Origin of the sequence: Burkholderia sp. SRS-W-2-2016 (assembly GCF_001931485.1) — a bacterium.
Lineage (GTDB): Bacteria > Pseudomonadota > Gammaproteobacteria > Burkholderiales > Burkholderiaceae > Paraburkholderia.
Map to the genome: position 1 here is coordinate 152,116 of NZ_MSDV01000018.1, position 20,275 is coordinate 172,390.

Below are 20,275 nucleotides of genomic sequence, written 5' to 3' on the forward strand. Positions count from 1 at the left end.
TCATGAGCGAGCTTTTCATCGACGGCGCATGGGCCGCCGGCACAGGACCCGCATTCGCATCGCGCAACCCGGGCACGGGCGCGGTGGTGTGGGAAGGCAACAGCGCGTCGGCGGACGACGTCGATCGCGCGGTACGCAGCGCGCGGCGCGCGTTCGCCGCATGGTCGGCATTGACGCTCGACGAGCGTTGCGCAGTAGTGCGCCGCTTCGCCGCGCTGGTTACCGAGCGCAAGGAAGCGCTCGCTGAAGCGATCGGCCGCGAGACCGGCAAGCCGCTGTGGGAGGCGCGCACCGAAGCGGCGTCGATGGCCGCGAAGGTCGAGATTTCGATTCAGTCGTACAACGAACGAACCGGCGAAAAGCGCTCGGCGATGGCCGACGGCACCGCGGTGCTGCGGCATCGCCCGCACGGGGTGGTCGCGGTGTTCGGGCCGTACAACTTCCCGGGTCATCTGCCGAACGGGCATATCGTGCCCGCGCTGATCGCCGGCAATGCGGTGGTTTTTAAACCGTCCGAACTCGCGCCGGGCGTCGCCGCGCTGACGGTGCAGATCTGGCGCGACGCGGGACTGCCCGCCGGCGTGCTCAATCTCGTGCAGGGCGAGAAGGACACCGGCGTCGCGCTCGCGAATCATCGGCAGATCGACGGGTTGTTCTTTACCGGTAGTTCGGATACCGGAACATTGCTGCACAAGCAGTTCGGCGGCCGGCCGGAGATCGTGCTGGCGCTGGAGATGGGCGGCAACAATCCGCTCGTGATCGGCCCGGTCGCCGATCTCGACGCGGCCGTGCATCACACGATTCAATCGGCGTTTTTGTCGGCGGGGCAGCGCTGCACCTGCGCGCGCCGTATCTTCGTGCCGGACGACGCGTTCGGCGAGCGCTTCCTTGCGCGGCTGGCCGAAGTGAGCGCGCGGATTGGCGTCGGCGAATACAACGCCGAGCCGCAGCCGTTCATGGGCGCGGTGGTGTCGGCGCGCGCGGCCGCGCGTTTGATGACCGCGCAGGAGCGTCTGCTGGCGAGCGGCGCCAAGGCGCTGCTGAAGATGGAGCAGCGCGACCCGCAACTCGGCTTCGTCACGCCGGCGATTCTCGATGTGACCGCTGTGAAGGATCTGCCCGACGAGGAGCATTTCGGCCCGCTCGCGCAGATCATCCGCTACCGCAGCTTCGACGACGCGCTCGAACAGGCGAACGACACCGAGTTCGGTCTGTCCGCGGGCCTGCTCGCCGACGACGAAGCGCTGTGGACGCAGTTCCAGCGCACCATCCGCGCGGGCATCGTGAACTGGAACCGGCCGACCAATGGCGCGTCGTCGGGCGCGCCTTTCGGCGGGCCGGGCCGCTCCGGCAATCACCGGCCGAGCGCATTCTACGCGGCCGACTACTGCGCGTACCCGATGGCCTCGGTCGAGAGCGCGCAACTGAACATGCCCGCGAGCGTCTCGCCGGGCCTCCAATTCTAAGGATCGACGATGCAAGCCACTGAAGCCAATTTCGACGGCCTGGTCGGCCCGACGCACAACTACGCGGGGCTGTCGTTCGGCAACGTCGCGTCGCAGAACAACGAGAAATCGGTCGCGAATCCGAAGGCGGCGGCGCGCCAGGGGCTGCGCAAGATGAAGCAGCTCGCCGACCTCGGTTTCCATCAGGGCGTGCTGCCGCCGCAGGAGCGGCCGTCGATGCGCCTGTTGCGCGAGCTCGGCTTTTCCGGCGACGACGCGAGCGTGATCGCGCGCGTCGCGCAGCAGGCGCCCGAGCTGCTCGCGGCCGCGAGTTCGGCGTCCGCGATGTGGACCGCGAACGCGGCGACCGTCAGCCCGTCGGCCGACACGCACGATGGCCGCGTGCATTTCACGCCGGCCAATCTGTGCAGCAAGCTGCATCGCGCGATCGAACATCAATCGACGCGCCGCACGCTCGGCGCGATGTTTAGCGATCACGATCGTTTCGTCGTGCACGAGGCGCTGCCCGGCACGCCCGCGCTCGGCGACGAAGGCGCGGCGAATCACACGCGTTTTTGCGAGCAATACGGCGCGCGCGGTGTCGAGTTCTTCGTGTATGGCCGCAGCGAGTATCGACGCGGGCCGGAGCCGAAGCGTTTTCCCGCGCGCCAGACGTTCGAGGCGAGCCGCGCGGTCGCGCATCGTCACGGGCTGCAGGACGCGGCGACCGTGTTCGCGCAGCAGAACCCCGAGGTGATCGATGCGGGCGTGTTCCATAACGACGTGATCGCGGTCGGCAATCGCAACACGCTGTTCTGCCATCAGCTCGCGTTTGTCGAGCAGAACGCGGTGTACGACGAACTGCGCGCGAAGCTTGGGCATCTGCACGCGGGCTTCAACGTGATCGAGGTGCCGGACGCGCAGGTCGGCGTCGCCGATGCGGTGTCGTCGTATCTGTTCAACAGCCAGTTGCTGACGCGCCCGGACGGCAAGCAGGTGCTGGTGGTGCCGCAGGAGTGCCGCGAAAATCCGCGCGTGGCCGCGTATCTGGACGAGCTGACCGCGCACAGCGGACCGATCGACGACGTGCTGGTGTTCGATCTGCGCGAAAGCATGAAGAACGGCGGCGGGCCCGCGTGTCTGCGTCTGCGGGTCGTGCTCGACGACGCGGAACGCGCGGCGGTCGCGCCGGGCGTGTGGATCAACGACACGTTGTTCGGCCGCCTCGACGCATGGATCGAAAAGCATTATCGCGACCGCCTCGCGCCGGCCGATCTGACCGATCCGCAACTGCTGGTCGAATCGCGCACCGCGCTCGACGAACTCACGCAGATTCTCGATCTGGGCTCGCTGTATGACTTCCAGCGCTGAGCACGCGATGCCGATGACGCCGACGCCGTTGCTCGACGATTTCCTCGCGTGGTCGCTCGCGGGTTCGCGGCCGGACGAGCATGAAACGCAGGGCACCTGCGCGAACGGTGTGCGCTATGCGTGGCTCGACGACGGCGTGCTGTTGCTCGAACCGGCGCCCGCGCATGAGTCCGCCGATGTACGCAGCGTGCTGGTATCGGCCGGCGTGCACGGCGACGAAACCGCGCCGATCGAACTGCTGTCGCGCATCGTCGCGGATATCGCTTATGGTCGCGCGGCGCTCGCATGTCGCGTGCTGGTGATCCTCGGCAACCTCGACGCGATGCGCGAAGGCTGCCGCTATCGCGACGACGATCTGAACCGGCTGTTCAGCGGCCGCCATCTGCAACTGCCCGACAGTCACGAAGCGCCGCGCGCGGCCGCGCTGGAAGAAGCCGCGCTGCGCTTTTTCGCAGGAGCTTCCGACGCACCTGGCGCGCGCTGGCACATCGACATGCACACGGCGATCCGCGCATCCGCGTTCGAGCGTTTCGCGCTGCTGCCGCATACCGGCAAGCCGTTCTCGCGCGCGATGTTCGAATGGCTCGGCGACGCGCGCATCAGCGCGGTGCTGCTGCATACGACCAAGGGCAACACGTACTCGCATTTCACCGCGCAGGCGTGCGGCGCCGATGCGTGCACGCTCGAACTCGGCAAGGTGCGCCCGTTCGGGCAGAACGATCTGACGCGCTTCGCGGGCGCCGACCTCGGCGTGCGCGCGTTGCTGGCCGGCACGCGGGTGGAGGAGCCGAGCGACGCCACGCTGCCGCGCGTGTTCACCGTGATCGATCAGTTGACCAAACAAAGCGACGCGTTCGAACTGCTGGTCGCGCCGGACGTGCCGAACTTCACGCCGTATGAGAAGGGCACGGTGCTCGCGCGCGACGGCGCGTACAGCTACACGGTGCGGCACGACGAAGAGCGTCTCGTGTTTCCGAACGCGACGGTCAAGCCGGGCCTGCGCGCCGGTCTGCTGGTGATCGACACGACCGCCGACACGCTGTCCAAGCTTGTCTAGACAGGTAACGTGTACAATCGCGGGCGTCGCGGCTCCGGCATCAGGTTTTCTTCTGTCCCAACGGCCGGCCGCGCGAGTCCGCTTCACGGCGGGCGCGGCACGCGTCGCGCCGCCGCCGGTCCGGCTCCGTTTTAGTCAATACCGTAGAGGAACACCCGTAATGAAGATGAATTGGCCCAACCTGGCCGCGCTCGCGCTGTGCGCGTCGGCGGCACTGAGCGCGGGCACCGCGTCGGCGGCGCAGATCAAGGAAGTGCGCTTCGGCGTCGAGGCGTCGTATGCGCCGTTCGAATCGAAATCGCCGAGCGGCGAGCTGCAAGGCTTCGATATCGACGTCGGCAATGCCGTCTGCGCGAAGCTGAAGGCCAAATGCGTGTGGGTCGAGAACTCGTTCGACGGCCTGATTCCGGCACTCGCGGCGCGCAAGTTCAACGCGATCAACTCGGACATGACGATCACCGACCAGCGTCGTCAGGCGATCGACTTCACCGATCCGATCTACACGATCCCGAACCAGATGATCGCGAAGAAGGGCAGCGGCCTGCAGCCGACCCCGGCCGCGCTGAAGGGCAAGCACATCGGCGTGCTGCAGGGCACGATCCAGGAAACCTATGCGAAGGCGCGCTGGGCGCCGGCCGGCGTCGACGTCGTCCCGTATCAGACGCAGGACCAGATCTACGCGGATCTCGTGTCGGGCCGTCTCGATGCCTCGTTCCAGGACGCCGAAGCGGGCTCGAAGGGCTTTCTGAAGAAGCCGCAGGGCGCGGGCTTCGAGTTCGCCGGTCCGGCCGTCAGCGACGAGAAGCTGCTCGGCGCGGGCGTCGGCTACGGCGTGCGCAAGAACGACACGGCGCTCAAGGATGCGCTGAACGGCGCGCTGAAGGAACTGAAGGCGGACGGCACGATCGACCGTATCGCCGCGAAGTACTTCGACGTGAAGGTCGTGCTGAAGTAAGCGCGCGACGCTTCAGGCTGGATTCGAACAAACGGCCGCCGATGCGGCCGTTTGTGCGTTTACCGCCGCGCTCAGATCTCCGACCATTCGCGCAGCAGGTTGTGATAGTGGGCCGTCAGCGCGACCAGCTCGTCGCTTTCGCCGTGCCTTGCGCGCAGCGCCTGAATCGCCTGGTCGAGTTCGAACAGCATCGAACGACGGCCGTCGTTGCGGATCATGCTTTGAATCCACATGAACGAGCAGACCCGCGCGCCGCGCGTGACCGGCGTCACGCAATGCACGCTGGTCGACGGGTAGAGCACGAGATCGCCGGCCGGCAGCTTCACGTCGTGTTCGCCGTAGGTGTCGCGCACGGTCAGCTCGCCGCCGTCGTAGTCGTCGGGCTCGCACAGGAACAGCGTGGCGGACAGGTCGGTGCGCAGCCAGCCCGGATTGTGCGGGTGCGCCCGTACCGCGCCGTCGACGTGAAAGCCGTAATGCTCGCCGAGCGCGGCCTCGTAACGGTTGAACAGCGGCGGCGAGACGCGCAGCGGCAGCGCCGCCGAAAAGAACAGCGGATGCCGGTTCAGCGCCTGCAGCACCGCTTGAGCGAGTTGTTGCGAGAGCGGTGAAGCTTCGGGCAACTGACGATTGCGCTTGACCTGCGCGCCGCCCGCGCCGACGGTGGCGCGGCCGTCGCTCCAGTCGCCCGCGTCGAGACGTTCGCGCAGCGCGCGGACTTCGGCGGCGCTCAGCACGCCGGGAATATGCAGCATCATGGTGTCGGCCAGGCGGAAGTGAACAGGCGGTGTGGCGCCATCCTGGCCGCCACTCCTCGCCAGATTGCTACAACGAACGCATCAGAAATGCAGGTTCGCGGTGACGATCGCGGTGCGCGGCGCGCCCGGGAAATACCGGTAGCCGCTCTTGTTGATCGACATCACGTAGCTCTTGTTGAACAGATTGTAGATGTTGAGCTGGATGCTGACGTTACGCGACACCTTGTAGCTCGCCATCGCGTCGACGACCCAGTACGGATCGGTATGGTCCGGTGTGCCGACCGCGCCGTCGGTGCCTCTTTGCAGGCCGCTTACGTAGCGCGCGCCGCCGCCGAGTGTGAAGCCGTACGGCAACTGATAAGTGGTCCACATCGAAAACGCATGGCGCGGCGTGTAGGTGAGCAGCGTCGAGCCGTCCTGCGAGACCGCGCTGCCGGCGTCCACCCGCGCATCCTGCAACGTATAGCCGGCCATCACCGACCAGTTCGGCGTGATCTGACCGGCCGCGCTCAGCTCCAACCCCTGCACGCGCTTCTTGCCGATCTGGCCGTACGTGCCGTCGTCGAGCAGTTGCACTTCATTGCTGATGTCGGTGCGAAAGAGGGCGGCGGTCGCGAGCAGGCGCTTGTCGAACAGCTCCCACTTGGTGCCGAGTTCGGCGGTTTTCGCGCGCTGCGGCGCGAAGTCGACGCGGCCCGCGCTGTTGCCGCTGCCGGCCGCCGCGAGCGCGAAGTTCGAGCCGCCCGGCGGCTGCTGCGAGATCGCGTAGTTGAAGTAGACGTTGCCGTTGCGCGTCACGCGGTACATCGCGCCGAGCTTCCAGTCGATCAGGTTGCCGGACTTGCTCGCGTCGACGGTGGTGACCGGCGTGCCGGCCGCGCTGCCCGCCGGACACGCAACCACGGTACGGCCGGTGCCGCCGCACGCGGTCGCGCTGGTGTATTCGCTATGGTAGTCGTCCCAACGAAGCCCGCCGTTGAACTGCCAGCGCTCGCCGACCTCGATCGTATCGAACGCGTAGGCGGCGACGGTGTCGGTGCTGCCGGTCGCGTTCGCGCCGTTGCGGCCGTAGTTGCTCAGGTACACGTTGCTGTTCGGCGAGTAGATGTTGACGGCCGGCGCGGTCGGCGTGTTGTGGCCGTAGATCGTCTGTTCCTCGCGCGTGAGCTCGAAGCCCGCGCTGACGTCGTGCCTGAGCGGACCGGTGCTGAACTCGCTCGTCACGTTGGTCTGGTTCGTGATCAGCCGGTTGTTGCTGTCGCGCAGGTTCGGCGAGCGCGCCATCATGTAGGTCGACAGATCGGCCGGGTTGCTCGCGGTGAGGCTCGTCGCGGCCAGCATGAACGACGACAGCATGTAGTCCTGCTTCACCTGTTGCCAGCGCGTGGTGTTGCGCAGCACGGTGTTGGCGCCGATCTTGTGCTCGATGCGCAGCGTCGCCATGTCGGTCGTCGAGTTGTCGAAGTCCGACGCGGTGCCGTAGTAGTTGTACGTATCGACCTTCGGCGCGGTGTTGAGCGCCGCGAACGCGCTGCTCGGCGCCGAATAGCCGGGCAGACCGATGGTCGGCACACCGCCGTCCGGCGTGTTGTTCTGCTTGACGTGCATGTAGTCGAGATAGACCGTGGTCGGCGAGTTCAGACCGAACGCGAGCGACGGCGCGACGCCCCAGCGCTGGTAGTCGGCTTCGTCGCGGCCGGCCACGTCGTTCTTGTGGCCCATCACGTTCAGGCGGAACGCCGAGGTGTCGTTCAGCTGGCGGTTCCAGTCGACGGTCGAGCGCCAGTAGTTGTTGGTGCCGCCGCTCACGCTCGCGTCGAAGCTGTTGCCGAGCGTCGGCTGCTTCGACACCAGGTTGATCGAGCCGCTCGGCGCGCTGCGGCCGTAATCGGATCCCGACGGCCCCTTGATCACCTCGACCTGCTCGGTGTTGAACATGTCGCGATAGGTCGTGTTGATGTCGCGAATGCCGTCGATGAAGATGCTGTTCGATGTATCGATGCCGCGCATATAGATCGAGTCGCCGGTGCTGGTGCTGCCGTTTTCGCCCGCGTAGAAGGTGCCCGCGCCGGGCACGTTGCGCAGCGCCTCGGTGAGCGTGGTGGCTTGCTGCTCGCGCATCACCTGGCGCGGCACGATCGTGATGTTCTGCGTCGAGTCCTTCACCGACTGGGTGAATTTCGGCGAATCGAGCATCTCCGGTTTGTACGGGTTCGCGACGGCGGTCGAGTTGACCTTGATCGCGGGCAGCGTCGCTTCGCTTGCCGCATTACTTTGCGCGAGCGCCGCCAGCGGCGCGCCGAGCGTGATGCCGGCGAGCAGCGTGGCGGTGGCGGTGCTGGTGAACGTGCCCGGCAGCGCGGCGGCGCGACGGGGTGTTGCTTTTCGGCTTCGAATGTAGGCCATCTCTTTGGAAATAAGGAATCCTGCCGATGGCATCGGCATGTAGTTTTTCAGGGCGGAAGGGCGACGAGAGCGCGTTTCCGGACGAGCAGGTCGCTGCCGCGCCGGTGCCGGTGGACACGGGGCGAAAGCGGTGCTGGCTGGGGTCGCGTAACGGGACGTGGCTGGCAATCCGGCGCGCACGCCGGACGGGGATCAGGCCGGAAAGCAGTGACTCCGGCCGCGGCGTCGGTCCACGGCGGTGAGCGCTTTGTAAGCGCCATGCCGGGCATTCGACAGCCAGGGCGGATTTTGTAACAATTTCGCGAGAATGTAAACGATTCTCATTTGCGAGTTTCTACGAAATTGTTTGCCTACGCCGATCGCGTGACGGTGAGCGCCTCCGATTCGCGTCTCGAAATATTCAGTAACCGGTTTGGGCTTTGCTTACAAATGAAAACGATTATCATTCATGGCTGTCATTTTTCAGAGCCGGCGCGTCAGGCCGCCGGCATATTCGCGATAGTCAGGATGGGAACAACGAAGGTGGTAGAGGCGGGGACTCTCGACGCGGGCCAGCGCCGCCGCGCGTTCTGGCTGCGGCAACTGCGGCAGTGGCACTGGATCAGCTCGGCGCTGTGTCTGGTCGGCATGCTGCTGTTCGCGCTCACGGGCTTCACGCTCAATCACGCCGCGCAGATCGAAGCGCATCCGCATGTCGAGCGACGCAGCGCGAGCGCGCCCGCGGCGCTGCGCGACACGCTCGGCCACGTATCGCATCGCGACAAGGGCCCGGTGCCGCCGGAACTGTCCGCATGGCTTGCCAGGACGCTGCAAATCGATACCGCGGGCCGCACCGCCGAATGGTCGAGCAACGACGTCTATATCGCGCTGCCGCGCCCCGGCGGCGACGCATGGGTCAGCGTCGATTTCACGACCGGCGAGACCCAGTACGAACTGACCACGCGCGGCTGGATCGCCTATCTGAACGACCTGCACAAGGGCCGCAATGCCGGCGCCGCGTGGGGCGCGTTCATCGACATCTTCGCGGCCGCCTGCATCGTCTTCAGCGTGACCGGCCTGTTGCTGCTCAAGATGCACGCCCGCGGGCGCGTGTCCACCTGGCCGCTGGTCGGCTTCGGACTCGTCGCGCCGCTCCTGCTCGCGATCCTGTTCATTCACTGATCCCTTCCGTATCCATTTCATCGAGGAATCCTTAGCATGCGTCGACTCATCGCCGTTACCCTCACCGGGGTGGCCGCCGGCCCGCTCGCGGGCCAGGCCATCGCCGCCGAAATGACCGTCAACGTCGATCTGCCGCGCCTGGACGTCGCCGAATATCACCGGCCGTATGTGTCGATCTGGGTCGAGCGCGCCGATCAGACGCCGGTCACCACGCTGGCGGTCTGGTACGACCAGAACAAGCGCAACAACGAAGGCACCAAGTGGCTGAAGGACATGCGTCAGTGGTGGCGCAAGGCCGGCCGCGATCTGCAGATGCCGGCCGACGGCGTGTCCGGCGCGACCCGCGCGCCGGGTCAGCAGGTGGTGTCGTTCGTCGACGGCAAGGCGCCGCTCGGCAAGCTGCCGGCCGGCGAATATCAGCTGGTGGTCGAGACCGCGCGTGAAGCGGGCGGCCGCGGCGTGGTGCGGGTGCCATTCGTGTGGCCGCCGGCAGCGGCGACCACCACCTCGGCCAAGGGCGAGCAGGAGCTCGGCACCGTCACGGTGAACGTCAAGCCCTGACGCGGCTCGTCGTAGTTGCTGGCCTCGGCCCCGGCCGCGCGGTGACGCGCGCCCGGGCCGGGCTTCTTCCAGATCATTTTTCGAGCGGAATCCAATCATGAAACTTGCCACTGCCAGGCTTTCCCGCCACGCCTTCGCGTTCGTTCTCGCCGCCGCGCTGCCGCTGGCCGCCCACGCCGACCGGATGTGGCTGCTGCCGTCGACGACCGAACTGTCGGGCAACGATTCGTGGGTCACGGTGGACGGCGCGATCTCCGACACCGTGTTCGCCGCCGATCACGCGGCGCTGCGCCTGGACGGCCTGACGATCACCGCGCCCGACGGCTCGGCCGTGAAGGAGCAGAACGCGATCACCGGCCGCTATCGCAGCGTGTTCGACGCGCAGTTGCCGAAGGACGGCACCTACCGCTTCAGCGTGCAGAACCACATGCTGTTCGCGTCGTACAAGGTCGGCGACGAGCGCAAGCGCTGGCGCGGCAATGCCGATACGTTCGCGAAGGAAGTGCCCGCCGACGCGCAGGATCTGCAGGTGACCGAAAACGATCTGCGCGTCGAAACCTTCGTCACGCGCGGCAAGGCGGATACCGGCGCGCTGAAACCGAGCGGGCGCGGTCTCGAACTGGTGGCCGACAGCCATCCGAACGAACTGGTCGCGCTCACTCCCGCGAACTTCCGGCTGATGCTCGACGGCAAGCCGGCGTCGAACGTGAAGGTGTCGGTGGTGCCGGGCGGCACGCGCTATCGCGACAACCTCAATGAGATAACGATCGTCACCGATGCGAGCGGCAAGTTCGCGGTCAAATTCCCGGCGCCGGGCGCGTATTGGCTCGGCGCGCAGGTGCGCGACGATCGCACGTCGGTGAAGCAGGCGAAGGAGCGTCGCGCGTCGTATGCGGCGACCTTCGAGGTGCTGCCGCAATAAGTAGACATGCGAATGAATCACAGTTCCAGCTCGCACGACGCGCGCGCGGCCGAAGCAGATCTGCCGGCGCGCCGGGTGCTGGTGCCGGCCGGTATCGACGGCGGCGCGCTCGCGCCGGTGCGCGGCGGGCGGGTCGCGTCGTTCGGCGGCGACACGATGGGCACGAGCTGGTCGGTGCGCTGCGTGCTGCCGGCCGACGACGCGGTGCAACGGGAGAGCGGTGCGCTCGCCGGCGCATCGGCTGACTCGCTCGAAACCACGCTGGATACCGTGATTCGCCGCGTGCTCGACGACGTGATCGCGCAGATGAGCAACTGGCGCGACGACTCCGACGTGAGCCGCTTCAATCGCGCGGCCGCGGGCAGCTGGGTGAGCGTGCCGCCGGCCTGCTTCGACGTGGTCGAAGCCGCGCTCGCGGTCGCGCGCGACAGCGGCGGCGCGTACGATCCGAGCGCCGGCCCGCTGGTCGACTTGTGGGGTTTCGGACCGGCGCCGCGCGCGGCCGACTCACCGTCAGTTGAACTGATCGAAGCCGCGCGCGCTCGCTGCGGCTGGCAGCGCGTCGCTATCGAGCGTGCGGACTTGCGCCTCTATCAGCCCGGTGCAATCGCGCTCGACCTGTGCGCGATCGCGAAAGGCTATGCGGTCGATGCGGTGCGCGATGCGCTGCTCGCGCACGGCATCGCACATCTGCTCGTTGAAATAGGCGGTGAATTGCGCGGCGACGGTGTCAAACCCGATGGTCTGCCGTGGTGGGTCGAACTCGAAACGCCGCCGCTCGATCATGCGGACCATGCGCACGACACAACCATCACGGCGCCCGAAGCGCCGCCGCCCACCATCGATCTGATCGCGTTGCACGGGCTCGCGGTCGCGACCTCCGGCGACTATCGCCGCTACTACTTCGACGCGGGCGTGCGTCGCGCGCATACGCTCGATCCGCGCACCGGCTATCCGGCGAATCACGCGCTCGCCAGCGTGACGGTGCTGCACCCGAGCTGCATGCTGGCCGATGCATGGTCGACCGCGCTGAGCGTGCTGGGCCCCGACGCCGGCCTCGCGCTCGCGCAGCGCAAGCGGCTGGCCGCGCGCTTTATCGTGCGTACGTCGACGGGATTTCGCGAACTCGCGAGTCCCGCGTACAAGGCGTTGCTCGAATGAGCGGCGCGCGTCAATCCAATCGTCGGCTTAGTCGTTGGCTGAGCCCCGCGCGGCTCGCGTGGTTGCTCGCCGCCGCCGGTGCGCTGCTCGCGTGGGCCAGTCCAGTGCGGGCCGGCAGCGCGGCGGGCGTCGGCTTGGCGTATTTGTGCGCGTGTGTCGCGATCGTCGCCGCGCATCGGGCGCGCGGGCAGGCGGCCCCGGCAACCGGCGCCGATACGCCGGAGCACGACGACGTGATCCTCGTCGCGTACGCGAGTCAGACCGGCAGCGCCGAGCAACTCGCGACCCAGACGCGCCGCGTGCTCGAAGCGGCCGGCTCGCGCGTGCGACTCGCGCCGCTCGGCCTGTTGAAAAGCGACGACCTGCTCGCACATGCGCGCGCATTCTTCCTCGTCAGCACGACCGGCGAAGGCGAGCCGCCCGATCACGTCGCGCCGTTCGTCCGGCGGGCGATGCAGCCCGACCCGCACGACGGCCACGCGACCCAGCTCGCGACGCTGCGCTACGCGGTGCTCGCGCTCGGCGACCGCACGTACGCGAACTATTGCGCGTTCGGACACCGCCTCGCCGGCTGGCTCAATCATCGCGGCGCGCAGCCGCTGTTCGACACGATCGAGGTCGATAACGGCGACGCGCTTGCGCTGCGCCGCTGGCAAACGCAACTGTCGACGCTGCTCGGCAGCGACGTCGATACATCATGGATGCCGCTCAGCGACAGCGTCTGGACGCTCGACGAGCGCGTATTGCTGAACCCCGGCAGCGCCGGCGCGCCCGCGTATCACTTCGGCCTGAGTCCGCGCGATGCCGCGGCGCTCGACTGGCAGGCCGGCGACATCGCCGAAATCCAGCCGCGTCAGCCGGCGCATCACGTGCAGCGCTGGCTCGCGCGGCATGGGCTGGACGGCACGGCACCCGTGCAATGCGAGGGCAGTGCGATGAGCTTCGAGCACGCGCTGGCCACCCGCCAACTGCCGAGCGAAGACGATCACCTCGGTCTGTCACCGCAAGACTGGATCGACACGCTCGCGCCGCACGCACGGCGCAGCTATTCGATCGCGTCGCTGCCCGCCGACGGCCGGCTCGAACTGCTGATCCGCCAGGCGCGCTCGGACGATGCGAGCGCGGCCGACGGCTACCGGCTCGGTCTGGCCTCCGGCTGGCTGACCGCGCACGCCGAGCCCGGCGACGAGATCACGCTGCGCGTGCGCACCAACCGCGCGTTTCATGCACCGCCTGACGCGCGTCCGCTGATCCTGATCGGCAACGGCACCGGCCTCGCGGGACTGCGCGCGCATCTGAAGCAACGCGCGCGCGACGGACAGCGCCGCAACTGGCTGATCTTCGGCGAACGCAGCGCCGCGCACGACCGCTTCTATCGCGATGAAATCGCCGCGTGGCAGAACGACCGGGTACTCGAGCGCACCGACCTCGTGTGGTCGCGCGACGGCGGCGAGCTGCGTTACGTGCAGCACGCGCTGAGCGCGGCGGCCGACACGCTGCGCGAATGGCTCGACGCGGGCGCCGCGATCTACGTGTGCGGCAGCCTCGACGGGATGGCGCCGGACGTGCATCGCGCGTTGCTCGCGATCGTCGGCCAGCACCGTCTCGACGAGTTGATTTCAGCGGGCCGCTACCGGCGCGATGTGTATTGAATCAAACGCCGCCCCCCGCGCGCCGCAACTCACCAATTATTTCGAGATATTCCTTGGGTAAGGATGTCAGTGTCTGAAGTGCTGCGATAAAATCGTCGCGCACGTCGACGCGCGATGACGCTCACGCCATCGCAAAACCGCGCGACGCTGCGACAAAAACAGAACATAGCGGCCAGGCGCCGGCGGCGCCGAGCGGGGACAGACATGACCAGCATCGCAATCGAGACTCCGGGCGGGAGCGTCGCGACCGACGACGCGTCGCCCGTCGCCAGCTTCGCGCGGCAACCGATCCTGAACCGTGAAGGGATGCTGTGCGGTTACGAGCTGAAGGTGCTCGCGCCCGAGGTGCCGGCGGGCGGCAGCGAACCGCCAGACACGGCCGCTGCACAATCCGCTGCACAAGCTGACACCGACACCACCCCCGACAGCCTGCCAGGCCGCGCGCCAACGCCTGCGCAAATCATCGCGCGCGCGATCGTTCGCGCTCTCGTGCAAGCCGACGTACGCAGCGCGTTGACCGGTCACCCGGCCTATGTCGACGTGACTCGCGACCTGCTGCTCGACGACGCGATCCTGCGCCTGCCGCGCGAGCGCTTCATCCTCGAACTGCCGCCGTCGCTCGAAGTCGACGACACGCTGATCGAACGCATCGTCTATCTGCACGGCCGCCGCTATCGCTTCGCACTCGACGACGTCACCCAGCCCACCGACAGCTTCGCGAAACTGCTGCCGTACGCGGAAATCATCAAGATCGACGTCACGCGGGTGCCGCGCACGCTGCTCGCGAAGCTCGCGAGCGTGCTGAAGTCGGCGGGCAAGCTGCTGCTCGCGCTGCGCGTCGACGCGCAGGACGATTTTGAGACCGCGCACGGGCTCGGCTTCGACTGCTTCCAGGGTTATTACTTCGCGCGCGCGCAGAGCGCGGCGACGCGCCGGGTCAGCGCGCCGCGCCACGCGCTGCTCAATCTGCTGCAACTGCTGGCGGGCGATCCGACCGTCGCGCAACTCGAAGCGGAGCTGAAGCTGAACCCGGTGCTGGTCATGCATCTGATGAAGCTCGCGAATTCGAGCGGCCTCGCGCTCGGCCATCGGGTGACGACGCTGCGCGACGCGATCAACGCGACCGGCACCGACCGCATCGCGCGCTGGACCCAGTTGCTGCTCTACGCGGACGGCCGCAAGGTCGCGCTCGAAGACGATCCGCTGCTGCAACTGGCGGCAAGCCGCGCGCGCTTCATGGAACTGGCGATCGAGCGGATGCCGGAAGCCGGCCGCGACGAAGCGGACGCGGCGTTCCTGACCGGGGTGTTTTCATTCGTCGACGCGGTGTTCGGCGGCTCGCTCGAGAAGACGCTGAACGTGCTGACATTGTCGCGGCCGATCCAGGCCGCGATCCTGCATCGCGAGGGCAGGTTGGGGCTGCTGCTGAGCGCGGTCGAGGCACTCGAAACCGGCGCGTGGGACAGGCTCGGCGAACTGGGTGAGCAGTTGCAGCCGTTGACGCTGGAGGAACTCGCGCAGCTGGGACTCGCGGCCGGCGCATGGGCCGGCGTCGCGGATCGCAGCGCGGAAGGGCTCGAACGGATCGAGGATTGAAGCCGGGGCGGGGCCGGTGGCGGAACCGGCAACCCGACTCCAGGGGGAACGATTTTTTTCCGGGCAAACACAGGAACGAAACAAAGTGAAGCAGCCGATCAACGATCGCGCCAGGTCTTCACATCATCTCCATTTCCCGCATCTGCCCCTGGCCGAAAAAACGTCCTAGCTCCCTGGCCAGTTCGTTGAGCACGCTCATCTCCTTTTGCGAGATACGCCGCGCCTCCTGGGTATGTGACCAGTCGCCGTAGAGCAGCGCGACAGTCTGATCGGTTTCGTCGATCACCGGCAGCAGCACGAACGCGCGGGCGTCGTCGAACGAGCGGCGGAACCATTCCGGCAGCCGCGCGACCATCTTCGGGTCGCGCGCATTCTCGATGAAGATGCCGACCGAGTTCGCGATCGCCAGATGAAACACGTCGGGCTCGAACGCGGTGCTGAAGGTGAGCCGCGGCAGCGCCGCGTCGATCTTCGGCCCGAGACCCAGACGCGCCTTGAAGGTGCCGTTGCTGTGTTTGACGAACACCACCACGCGCGCGAAGCCGAGGCCGGCGAGCACGGTTTCCGCGGCCATCGCGAGCGCGGGCGCGAGCGGACTCGCTTCGGGCAGCCCGCGCAGATCCTTCACGCCGACCGCGATGCGCGCCTCGGGCGACAACGCCTCGCGCGCAATCGCGTCGGCATTCGCGCGCAGCTCGGAGATTTCCGCCATCACGCCGTCGCCGCCTTCCTCGCGCGCGAGCGCGACGCTCATCTGCAGCAGCACGTCCGGGTCGGTGTTCAGCGCGCCGCTGTATTCCTGCGCGAGTTCGCCGATGCGCGCCTCGCGCTCCCATTCGGGCATGTTCTGCTGGGTCAGCACGTCGGCGACCGCGGTCGAGTAATTGGTGATCGCGCGCAGCCACTGCACCTGGCGCGGCTGCGTGACGTCCTCCGGATCGAACTCGCCCATCCCGTGACGGATCGTGTCGGGCAGGCGCCAGCGCACCGCGGCCTCCGCGCCGATTTCGTCGAACGTGACGCCGAGCACCAGCACGCATGCGTCGGCCTCGAGCGCGCCGCCGTCGATATGGCGGCGAATCTGGTCCCATTCGGCGTCCAGATAGAACACCACCAGTAGCTTGCCGATCTGCCGCATCAGCGTGCAGACCACCGCTTCCTCGCCGGCGCGCAGATCGCCGCGCTCGGTCAGCTTGCGCGCGACGCAGCCCGACAGCAGCGTGCGGTTCAGTTCCAGTTTCGCGTCGATGCGGCGCGGCGCGCTGTGATGAAAGTGATCGACGATCTTCAGCCCGACCACCAGATGGCCGACCGCATCCATGCCGAGCACCATCAGCGCGCGCGACACGGTCGTGATGTTGCCGCCGAACGCCATGTACATCGCCGAGTTCGCGAGCCGCAGCACCTTCTGCGTGAGCGCGAAGTCCGACAGCACCACCTGCACGAGGCCGGTGAAGTCGAGGTCGTCGTTGTTCACCGCCGTCATGGTGGTGCGCAGCGATTGCGACAGCATCGGGAAATCGCCGCGCTCGCTCATGCGCGTCCAGAGCCGGTCGAGCACTGCCGCCTTTACCATGTGAGTCCCGCCAAAACCATACGTGTTCCAGTGAATGCCACGCCGGGGGTGAGCCGGCTTGTTCCGCTGCGTGGGCGCCGTGCGTGCATGCCCGTTACGCGTGGTGCAACTGTAGCTCGCGCGCCTGGAAGCGCTGTGCGAGTTCCTCGGACGGCAGCGCCTTGCAGACCAGCCAGCCCTGAATATGATCGCAGCCCATCTCGGTGAGCAGCGCGCGTTGTGCTTCCGTTTCGACGCCCTCGGCCACCAGTTCGAGATCGAGCGTTTGCGCGAGACCGACCACCGCGCTGACGATGGCCTGATCGTTGCGCGAGGTTAGCAGATTCTCGACGAAGCTCCGGTCGATCTTCAGCTTCGCGAGCGGGAAGCGTTGCAGATACGCGAGGCTCGAATAGCCGGTGCCGAAATCGTCGACCGCGAAACGGATGCCCATCGCGGTCAGATCCTCGAGCAGTCCCTTCGCGTGCGCGGGGTCGTGCATCAGCAGGCTCTCGGTGATTTCGAACACGAGCCGGCGCGGATCGATGCCGGTCAGCTGCAACGCCTCGCGCACCGAGTCCTTGAAGCGCGGGTCGCGAAACTGCTGCGGCGACACGTTGACCGCCACGTACTGCAGCGGGATGCCTTTCGCGTCCCACTGAATCAGCTGCATGCAAGCGACCTTCAACACCCAGTTGCCGAGAAAGTTGATCAGCCCGATCGACTCCGCGAGCGGAATGAACATCGACGGCGGCACGAGCCCATGCACCGGATGCGACCAGCGGATCAACGCCTCGACCCCCACCACGCCGTGCGTGCGGCTGCTCGTGATCGGCTGGAAGTGTAGCGAGAACTCGCCGTTGCGGACTCCGTCGTAGAGGTCGGCCTCGAGTTTCAGGCGTTCGGCGTCGGCGGGGTCGTCGTCGGGCACGTAGAACGCGAGCGTGTTGCCGCCGGCCGCCTTGGCCTGCAGCAGCGCGTGATCGGCCCAGCGCAACAGGTGAGTGTCGTGGCCGCCGGTGTCGTTCGCGTGCCGCACGTCCGGATACAGCGCGATGCCGATGCTCGCCGACAGGTGCACCTGCTGGCCGCGGAACACGTACGGCTGCTGGATCGCGGTCAGCAGCCGGCGCGCCAGCGCCTCGGCGGTCGCGGCCGCGTCGGTGCGGTTCGCGGCCGGCTTGACGAGGATCGCGAACTCGTCGCTGGCGATGCGCGCGACCGTTTCGTTCGGGCTCGTCATGTTGAGCAGGCGCCGCGACGTATCGCGCAGCATCTCGTCGCCGGCGTCGTAGCCGAGCGCGCGGTTCACCCGCTGATAGTCGTCGAGATCGAGCAGCAGCAGCGCGACCGGCGTGCCGTGCGCGTCGGCCTTGTGCTGCGCGTCGAGCAGCGTCTGCACGAGGCCCGGCAGATTCGGCAGGCCGGTCAGGCGATCCAGATGCAGCGCCTGGGTCAGCCGTTCCTCGGTCGCGCGCCACGACGACACGTCGAAGCCGGCGATCGCATAGCCGTCGACGCCGTCGTGGCTGCTGCGCACCACCCGCAGTTCGACCGTGATCGGATAGGTCAGCGACTTGACCAGTTCGAGCGTCGCTTTCTCGACGTTGCCCGACACCGCCGCGCGCTTGAGCAGCGCGTCGAGACGCGGCGCGTCGGCCGACGCGACGAGGTCGTGCAGCGTCGCGGTTTCCAGATACTCGCGGTGATAGCCGATGAAGCGCAGGCTCGCGTCGGACACGTAGAGGAAGCGCAGCGCATCGTCGACGTGCGCGAGCAGGTCGACCGCGCCGACCACCTGTTCCAGTTGCGGCGCGCGGTTCGGGCTGACGGCCGGGCGGATCTCGTCGCTGCGACGGCCGAACGCGCGCAGCCGGTCGATGACCGTGCGCAAGGAGCCCCGGCGGGGCGCGGTGATCCTGTTCGCTTCCATGTTTGTCGCTGGCAACCTGAGTTCGTCCGCTGGCGGCGGGGCTGCTGGTTCCCCGGCGGGGGCGGCCGGGAGCTAGCAGGCCGCCCTATCAGAACAGGATAACGACGCGCGTGTGAATTTCTTTAGCCTGCCGCGCAGAAAAACATCCGGTAAGGAATCGCCGGATGCCGCGGTTATCGCGATTGGGCTAAAGTGGCGCCGCATCGCGACCGTTAATACGGCGAAGTCCATTGATACGGCGAACCCCATTGTGCTGCGCCGGCCGCGAAGCCGCGACCGCGCCGCCTTTCCGAACCTTGCAACGATGATCCAAGTCCGAATGCTCCGTCGCCAGGTCCACCGCGCCGCCTCCGCCCGTCCGGTCCGCCCGGCCCGCATCGCCCGTTGCGGAGGACGGCGCGGTGCGTGATCCGTACGCCGACGCCGCCGCCGCGCGCGGCGAGCCCGCGCCGTACTTCCCGCAGTACGTGTACGTGGGACGGCAGCCGATTCTCGACCGCGACGGCGCGCTCAACGCGTACGAGCTGCTGTTCCGCGCGGGCGCCCACAACTACGCCGAAATCAGCGACGACGCCCAGGCGACCGCCCAGGTGGTCGCCCGCACGATCGGCGGGATCGGCGTGCCGGCCGTGCTCGGCGCGCACCGCGGCTTCGTCAATATCGACCGCACGCTGCTGTTCAGCGACATCGTTCATCTGATGCCGCCGGAGCGCTTCGTGCTTGAAATTCTCGAGACCGTGCGTTTCGACGACACGCTCGCGCGCCGGCTCGACGAGTTGCGCGGCGCGGGCTTTCAGGTCGCGCTCGACGACGTCGGCGAGATCACCGACGAGCTGCTCGCGAAGCTGCCGTACGCCGATATCGTCAAGATTGACTTTCTGCAGACGCCGCCCGCGCTGGTCGCGAAGCTCGCGTCGATGCTGCGCGGCCACGGCAAGACGCTGATCGCCGAGAAGGTCGAGACGCGCGAGGACTTCGCGCTCGCGCACGAACTCGGCTTCGATCTGTTCCAGGGGTATTTCTTCGCGCGTCCGCAGGTGCTGGCCGCGCCGCGCAACCGCTCGCTGCGCCCGGGGCTGCTGCGCCTGCTTGCGCTGCTGTCGCGCGATGCCGGCATCGTCGAGCTCGAGGCGGAGCTCAAGCTCAATCCGAGCGTGGTCGTGCAGCTGCTGCGGCTGGTCAATTCGAGCGCGTTCGGGCTCGGCCGCAATATCGCGTCGCTGCGCGAGGCGATCATCGCGACCGGCACCCGGCAGATCTCGCGCTGGGCGCAGCTGCTGCTGTACGCGGATACCGGCGACCTGCCGTGGCGCGCCGATCCGCTCGTGCAACTGGCCGCGACGCGCTCGCGTTTCATGGAGCTGGCCGCGAACTGGCTGCATCCGTCCGACGGCGAATTCGCCGATGCCGCGTTCATGACCGGGATCTTTTCACTGGTGCACGTGGTGCTCGACAGCACGCCGGAAGCGGTGCTCGAAAAGCTCGGCCTTGCCGCGCAGATCCGCGATGCGATCGTCGCGCGCAAGGGCGAGCTCGGCGCGCTGCTGCTGATCGCCGAAGTGGCCGGCGAGGGCGGCGACGCGGCGCCGGTCGCGGCGGCGGCGGGCTTCGCGGCGCTCACGCCCGATGTGCTGTCGGAGCTGAATCTGTCGGCGGCCGCGTGGTTCGGCGCGCATGTGGCGGAGTCGCATCGCTGATTGGCGTCGTTGCTGGGCCGCTGTGCCGCTGCGCTACTGCGCTGC

15 protein-coding genes are annotated in these 20,275 nt (G+C 67.5%); 11 read left to right on the forward strand and 4 right to left on the reverse strand.

Annotated features, from left to right (window positions below):
* Positions 1–2: 2 nt before the first annotated feature.
* From astD to BTH42_RS06300, 4 genes are all read left to right on the forward strand, one after another.
* Positions 3–1,466 (forward strand): succinylglutamate-semialdehyde dehydrogenase, encoded by a 1,464-nt coding sequence (gene astD, locus BTH42_RS06285; RefSeq protein ID WP_075296930.1) that lies wholly within the window; start codon positions 3–5, stop codon positions 1,464–1,466.
* Between the two features lie 9 nt (positions 1,467–1,475).
* Positions 1,476–2,816 (forward strand): N-succinylarginine dihydrolase, encoded by a 1,341-nt coding sequence (astB, locus tag BTH42_RS06290; RefSeq protein ID WP_075296932.1) that lies wholly within the window; start codon positions 1,476–1,478, stop codon positions 2,814–2,816.
* Positions 2,800–3,873, forward strand: a complete 1,074-nt coding sequence (gene astE / locus BTH42_RS06295) for a succinylglutamate desuccinylase (RefSeq protein WP_075296934.1) — start codon at positions 2,800–2,802, stop codon at positions 3,871–3,873. Before astB ends, astE begins: the two co-directional genes overlap by 17 nt.
* 160 nt (positions 3,874–4,033) lie before the next feature.
* Positions 4,034–4,828, forward strand: coding sequence for an ABC transporter substrate-binding protein (locus tag BTH42_RS06300; RefSeq protein ID WP_075296936.1), 795 nt, complete (start codon positions 4,034–4,036; stop codon positions 4,826–4,828).
* A gap of 71 nt (positions 4,829–4,899) precedes the next feature.
* Here BTH42_RS06300 and BTH42_RS06305 read toward each other — a convergent pair whose 3' ends face one another.
* Complete coding sequence (locus tag BTH42_RS06305) at positions 4,900–5,586, reverse strand: Fe2+-dependent dioxygenase (protein WP_075296938.1); 687 nt, start codon at positions 5,584–5,586, stop codon at positions 4,900–4,902.
* Between the two features lie 81 nt (positions 5,587–5,667).
* The gene (locus BTH42_RS06310) at positions 5,668–7,992 is read right to left on the reverse strand and encodes a catecholate siderophore receptor Fiu (protein ID WP_075296940.1); all 2,325 of its coding nucleotides are present in this window, start codon (positions 7,990–7,992) and stop codon (positions 5,668–5,670) included.
* Positions 7,993–8,499: 507 nt separating this feature from the next.
* Here BTH42_RS06310 and BTH42_RS06315 point away from each other — a divergent pair.
* The 6 genes from BTH42_RS06315 (at position 8,500) to BTH42_RS06340 (ending at position 15,045) form a co-directional block, all read left to right on the forward strand.
* Entirely contained in the window at positions 8,500–9,153 is a 654-nt protein-coding gene (locus tag BTH42_RS06315; protein WP_075296942.1) for a PepSY-associated TM helix domain-containing protein, read from the forward strand.
* A gap of 36 nt (positions 9,154–9,189) precedes the next feature.
* On the forward strand, positions 9,190–9,714 hold the full coding sequence (locus BTH42_RS06320; protein WP_075296944.1) for a DUF2271 domain-containing protein: 525 nt from the start codon (positions 9,190–9,192) through the stop codon (positions 9,712–9,714).
* Between the two features lie 97 nt (positions 9,715–9,811).
* Positions 9,812–10,636, forward strand: a complete 825-nt coding sequence (locus tag BTH42_RS06325; protein WP_075296946.1) for a DUF4198 domain-containing protein — start codon at positions 9,812–9,814, stop codon at positions 10,634–10,636.
* A gap of 12 nt (positions 10,637–10,648) precedes the next feature.
* Positions 10,649–11,797, forward strand: coding sequence for an FAD:protein FMN transferase (locus tag BTH42_RS06330; RefSeq protein WP_075296948.1), 1,149 nt, complete (start codon positions 10,649–10,651; stop codon positions 11,795–11,797).
* On the forward strand, positions 11,794–13,449 hold the full coding sequence (locus BTH42_RS06335; RefSeq protein WP_075296950.1) for a sulfite reductase flavoprotein subunit alpha: 1,656 nt from the start codon (positions 11,794–11,796) through the stop codon (positions 13,447–13,449). Before BTH42_RS06330 ends, BTH42_RS06335 begins: the two co-directional genes overlap by 4 nt.
* Positions 13,450–13,653: 204 nt before the next feature.
* Complete coding sequence (locus BTH42_RS06340; protein ID WP_075296952.1) at positions 13,654–15,045, forward strand: EAL and HDOD domain-containing protein; 1,392 nt, start codon at positions 13,654–13,656, stop codon at positions 15,043–15,045.
* Between the two features lie 118 nt (positions 15,046–15,163).
* On the opposite strand, the gene BTH42_RS06345 is transcribed toward BTH42_RS06340, so the two are convergent.
* Complete coding sequence (locus tag BTH42_RS06345; RefSeq protein WP_075296954.1) at positions 15,164–16,621, reverse strand: HDOD domain-containing protein; 1,458 nt, start codon at positions 16,619–16,621, stop codon at positions 15,164–15,166.
* A gap of 94 nt (positions 16,622–16,715) precedes the next feature.
* On the reverse strand, positions 16,716–18,533 hold the full coding sequence (locus BTH42_RS06350) for a bifunctional diguanylate cyclase/phosphodiesterase (protein ID WP_075296956.1): 1,818 nt from the start codon (positions 18,531–18,533) through the stop codon (positions 16,716–16,718).
* Between the two features lie 401 nt (positions 18,534–18,934).
* On the opposite strand from BTH42_RS06350, the gene BTH42_RS06355 reads away from it, so the two are divergent.
* Positions 18,935–20,230 carry an EAL and HDOD domain-containing protein gene (locus tag BTH42_RS06355; protein ID WP_075296958.1) on the forward strand — a complete coding sequence of 432 codons (1,296 nt, stop codon included), beginning with the start codon at positions 18,935–18,937 and terminating at the stop codon, positions 20,228–20,230.
* Positions 20,231–20,275: the final 45 nt, after the last annotated feature.

Excerpts from the sequence above, each read along its gene's own strand:
- BTH42_RS06340 (WP_075296952.1), top strand. The coding sequence starts at position 13,654 with ATGACCAGCATCGCAATCGAGACTCCGGGCGGGAGCGTCGCGACCGAC.
- BTH42_RS06325 (WP_075296946.1), top strand. The coding sequence starts at position 9,812 with ATGAAACTTGCCACTGCCAGGCTTTCCCGCCACGCCTTCGCGTTCGTT.
- BTH42_RS06310 (WP_075296940.1), bottom strand. The coding sequence starts at position 7,992 with ATGGCCTACATTCGAAGCCGAAAAGCAACACCCCGTCGCGCCGCCGCG.
- BTH42_RS06315 (WP_075296942.1), top strand. The coding sequence starts at position 8,500 with ATGGGAACAACGAAGGTGGTAGAGGCGGGGACTCTCGACGCGGGCCAG.
- astB (WP_075296932.1), top strand. The coding sequence starts at position 1,476 with ATGCAAGCCACTGAAGCCAATTTCGACGGCCTGGTCGGCCCGACGCAC.
- BTH42_RS06320 (WP_075296944.1), top strand. The coding sequence starts at position 9,190 with ATGCGTCGACTCATCGCCGTTACCCTCACCGGGGTGGCCGCCGGCCCG.
- BTH42_RS06345 (WP_075296954.1), bottom strand. The coding sequence starts at position 16,621 with ATGGTAAAGGCGGCAGTGCTCGACCGGCTCTGGACGCGCATGAGCGAG.
- astE (WP_075296934.1), top strand. The coding sequence starts at position 2,800 with ATGACTTCCAGCGCTGAGCACGCGATGCCGATGACGCCGACGCCGTTG.
- BTH42_RS06330 (WP_075296948.1), top strand. The coding sequence starts at position 10,649 with ATGAATCACAGTTCCAGCTCGCACGACGCGCGCGCGGCCGAAGCAGAT.
- BTH42_RS06300 (WP_075296936.1), top strand. The coding sequence starts at position 4,034 with ATGAAGATGAATTGGCCCAACCTGGCCGCGCTCGCGCTGTGCGCGTCG.
- BTH42_RS06350 (WP_075296956.1), bottom strand. The coding sequence starts at position 18,533 with ATGGAAGCGAACAGGATCACCGCGCCCCGCCGGGGCTCCTTGCGCACG.
- astD (WP_075296930.1), top strand. The coding sequence starts at position 3 with ATGAGCGAGCTTTTCATCGACGGCGCATGGGCCGCCGGCACAGGACCC.
- BTH42_RS06305 (WP_075296938.1), bottom strand. The coding sequence starts at position 5,586 with ATGATGCTGCATATTCCCGGCGTGCTGAGCGCCGCCGAAGTCCGCGCG.
- BTH42_RS06335 (WP_075296950.1), top strand. The coding sequence starts at position 11,794 with ATGAGCGGCGCGCGTCAATCCAATCGTCGGCTTAGTCGTTGGCTGAGC.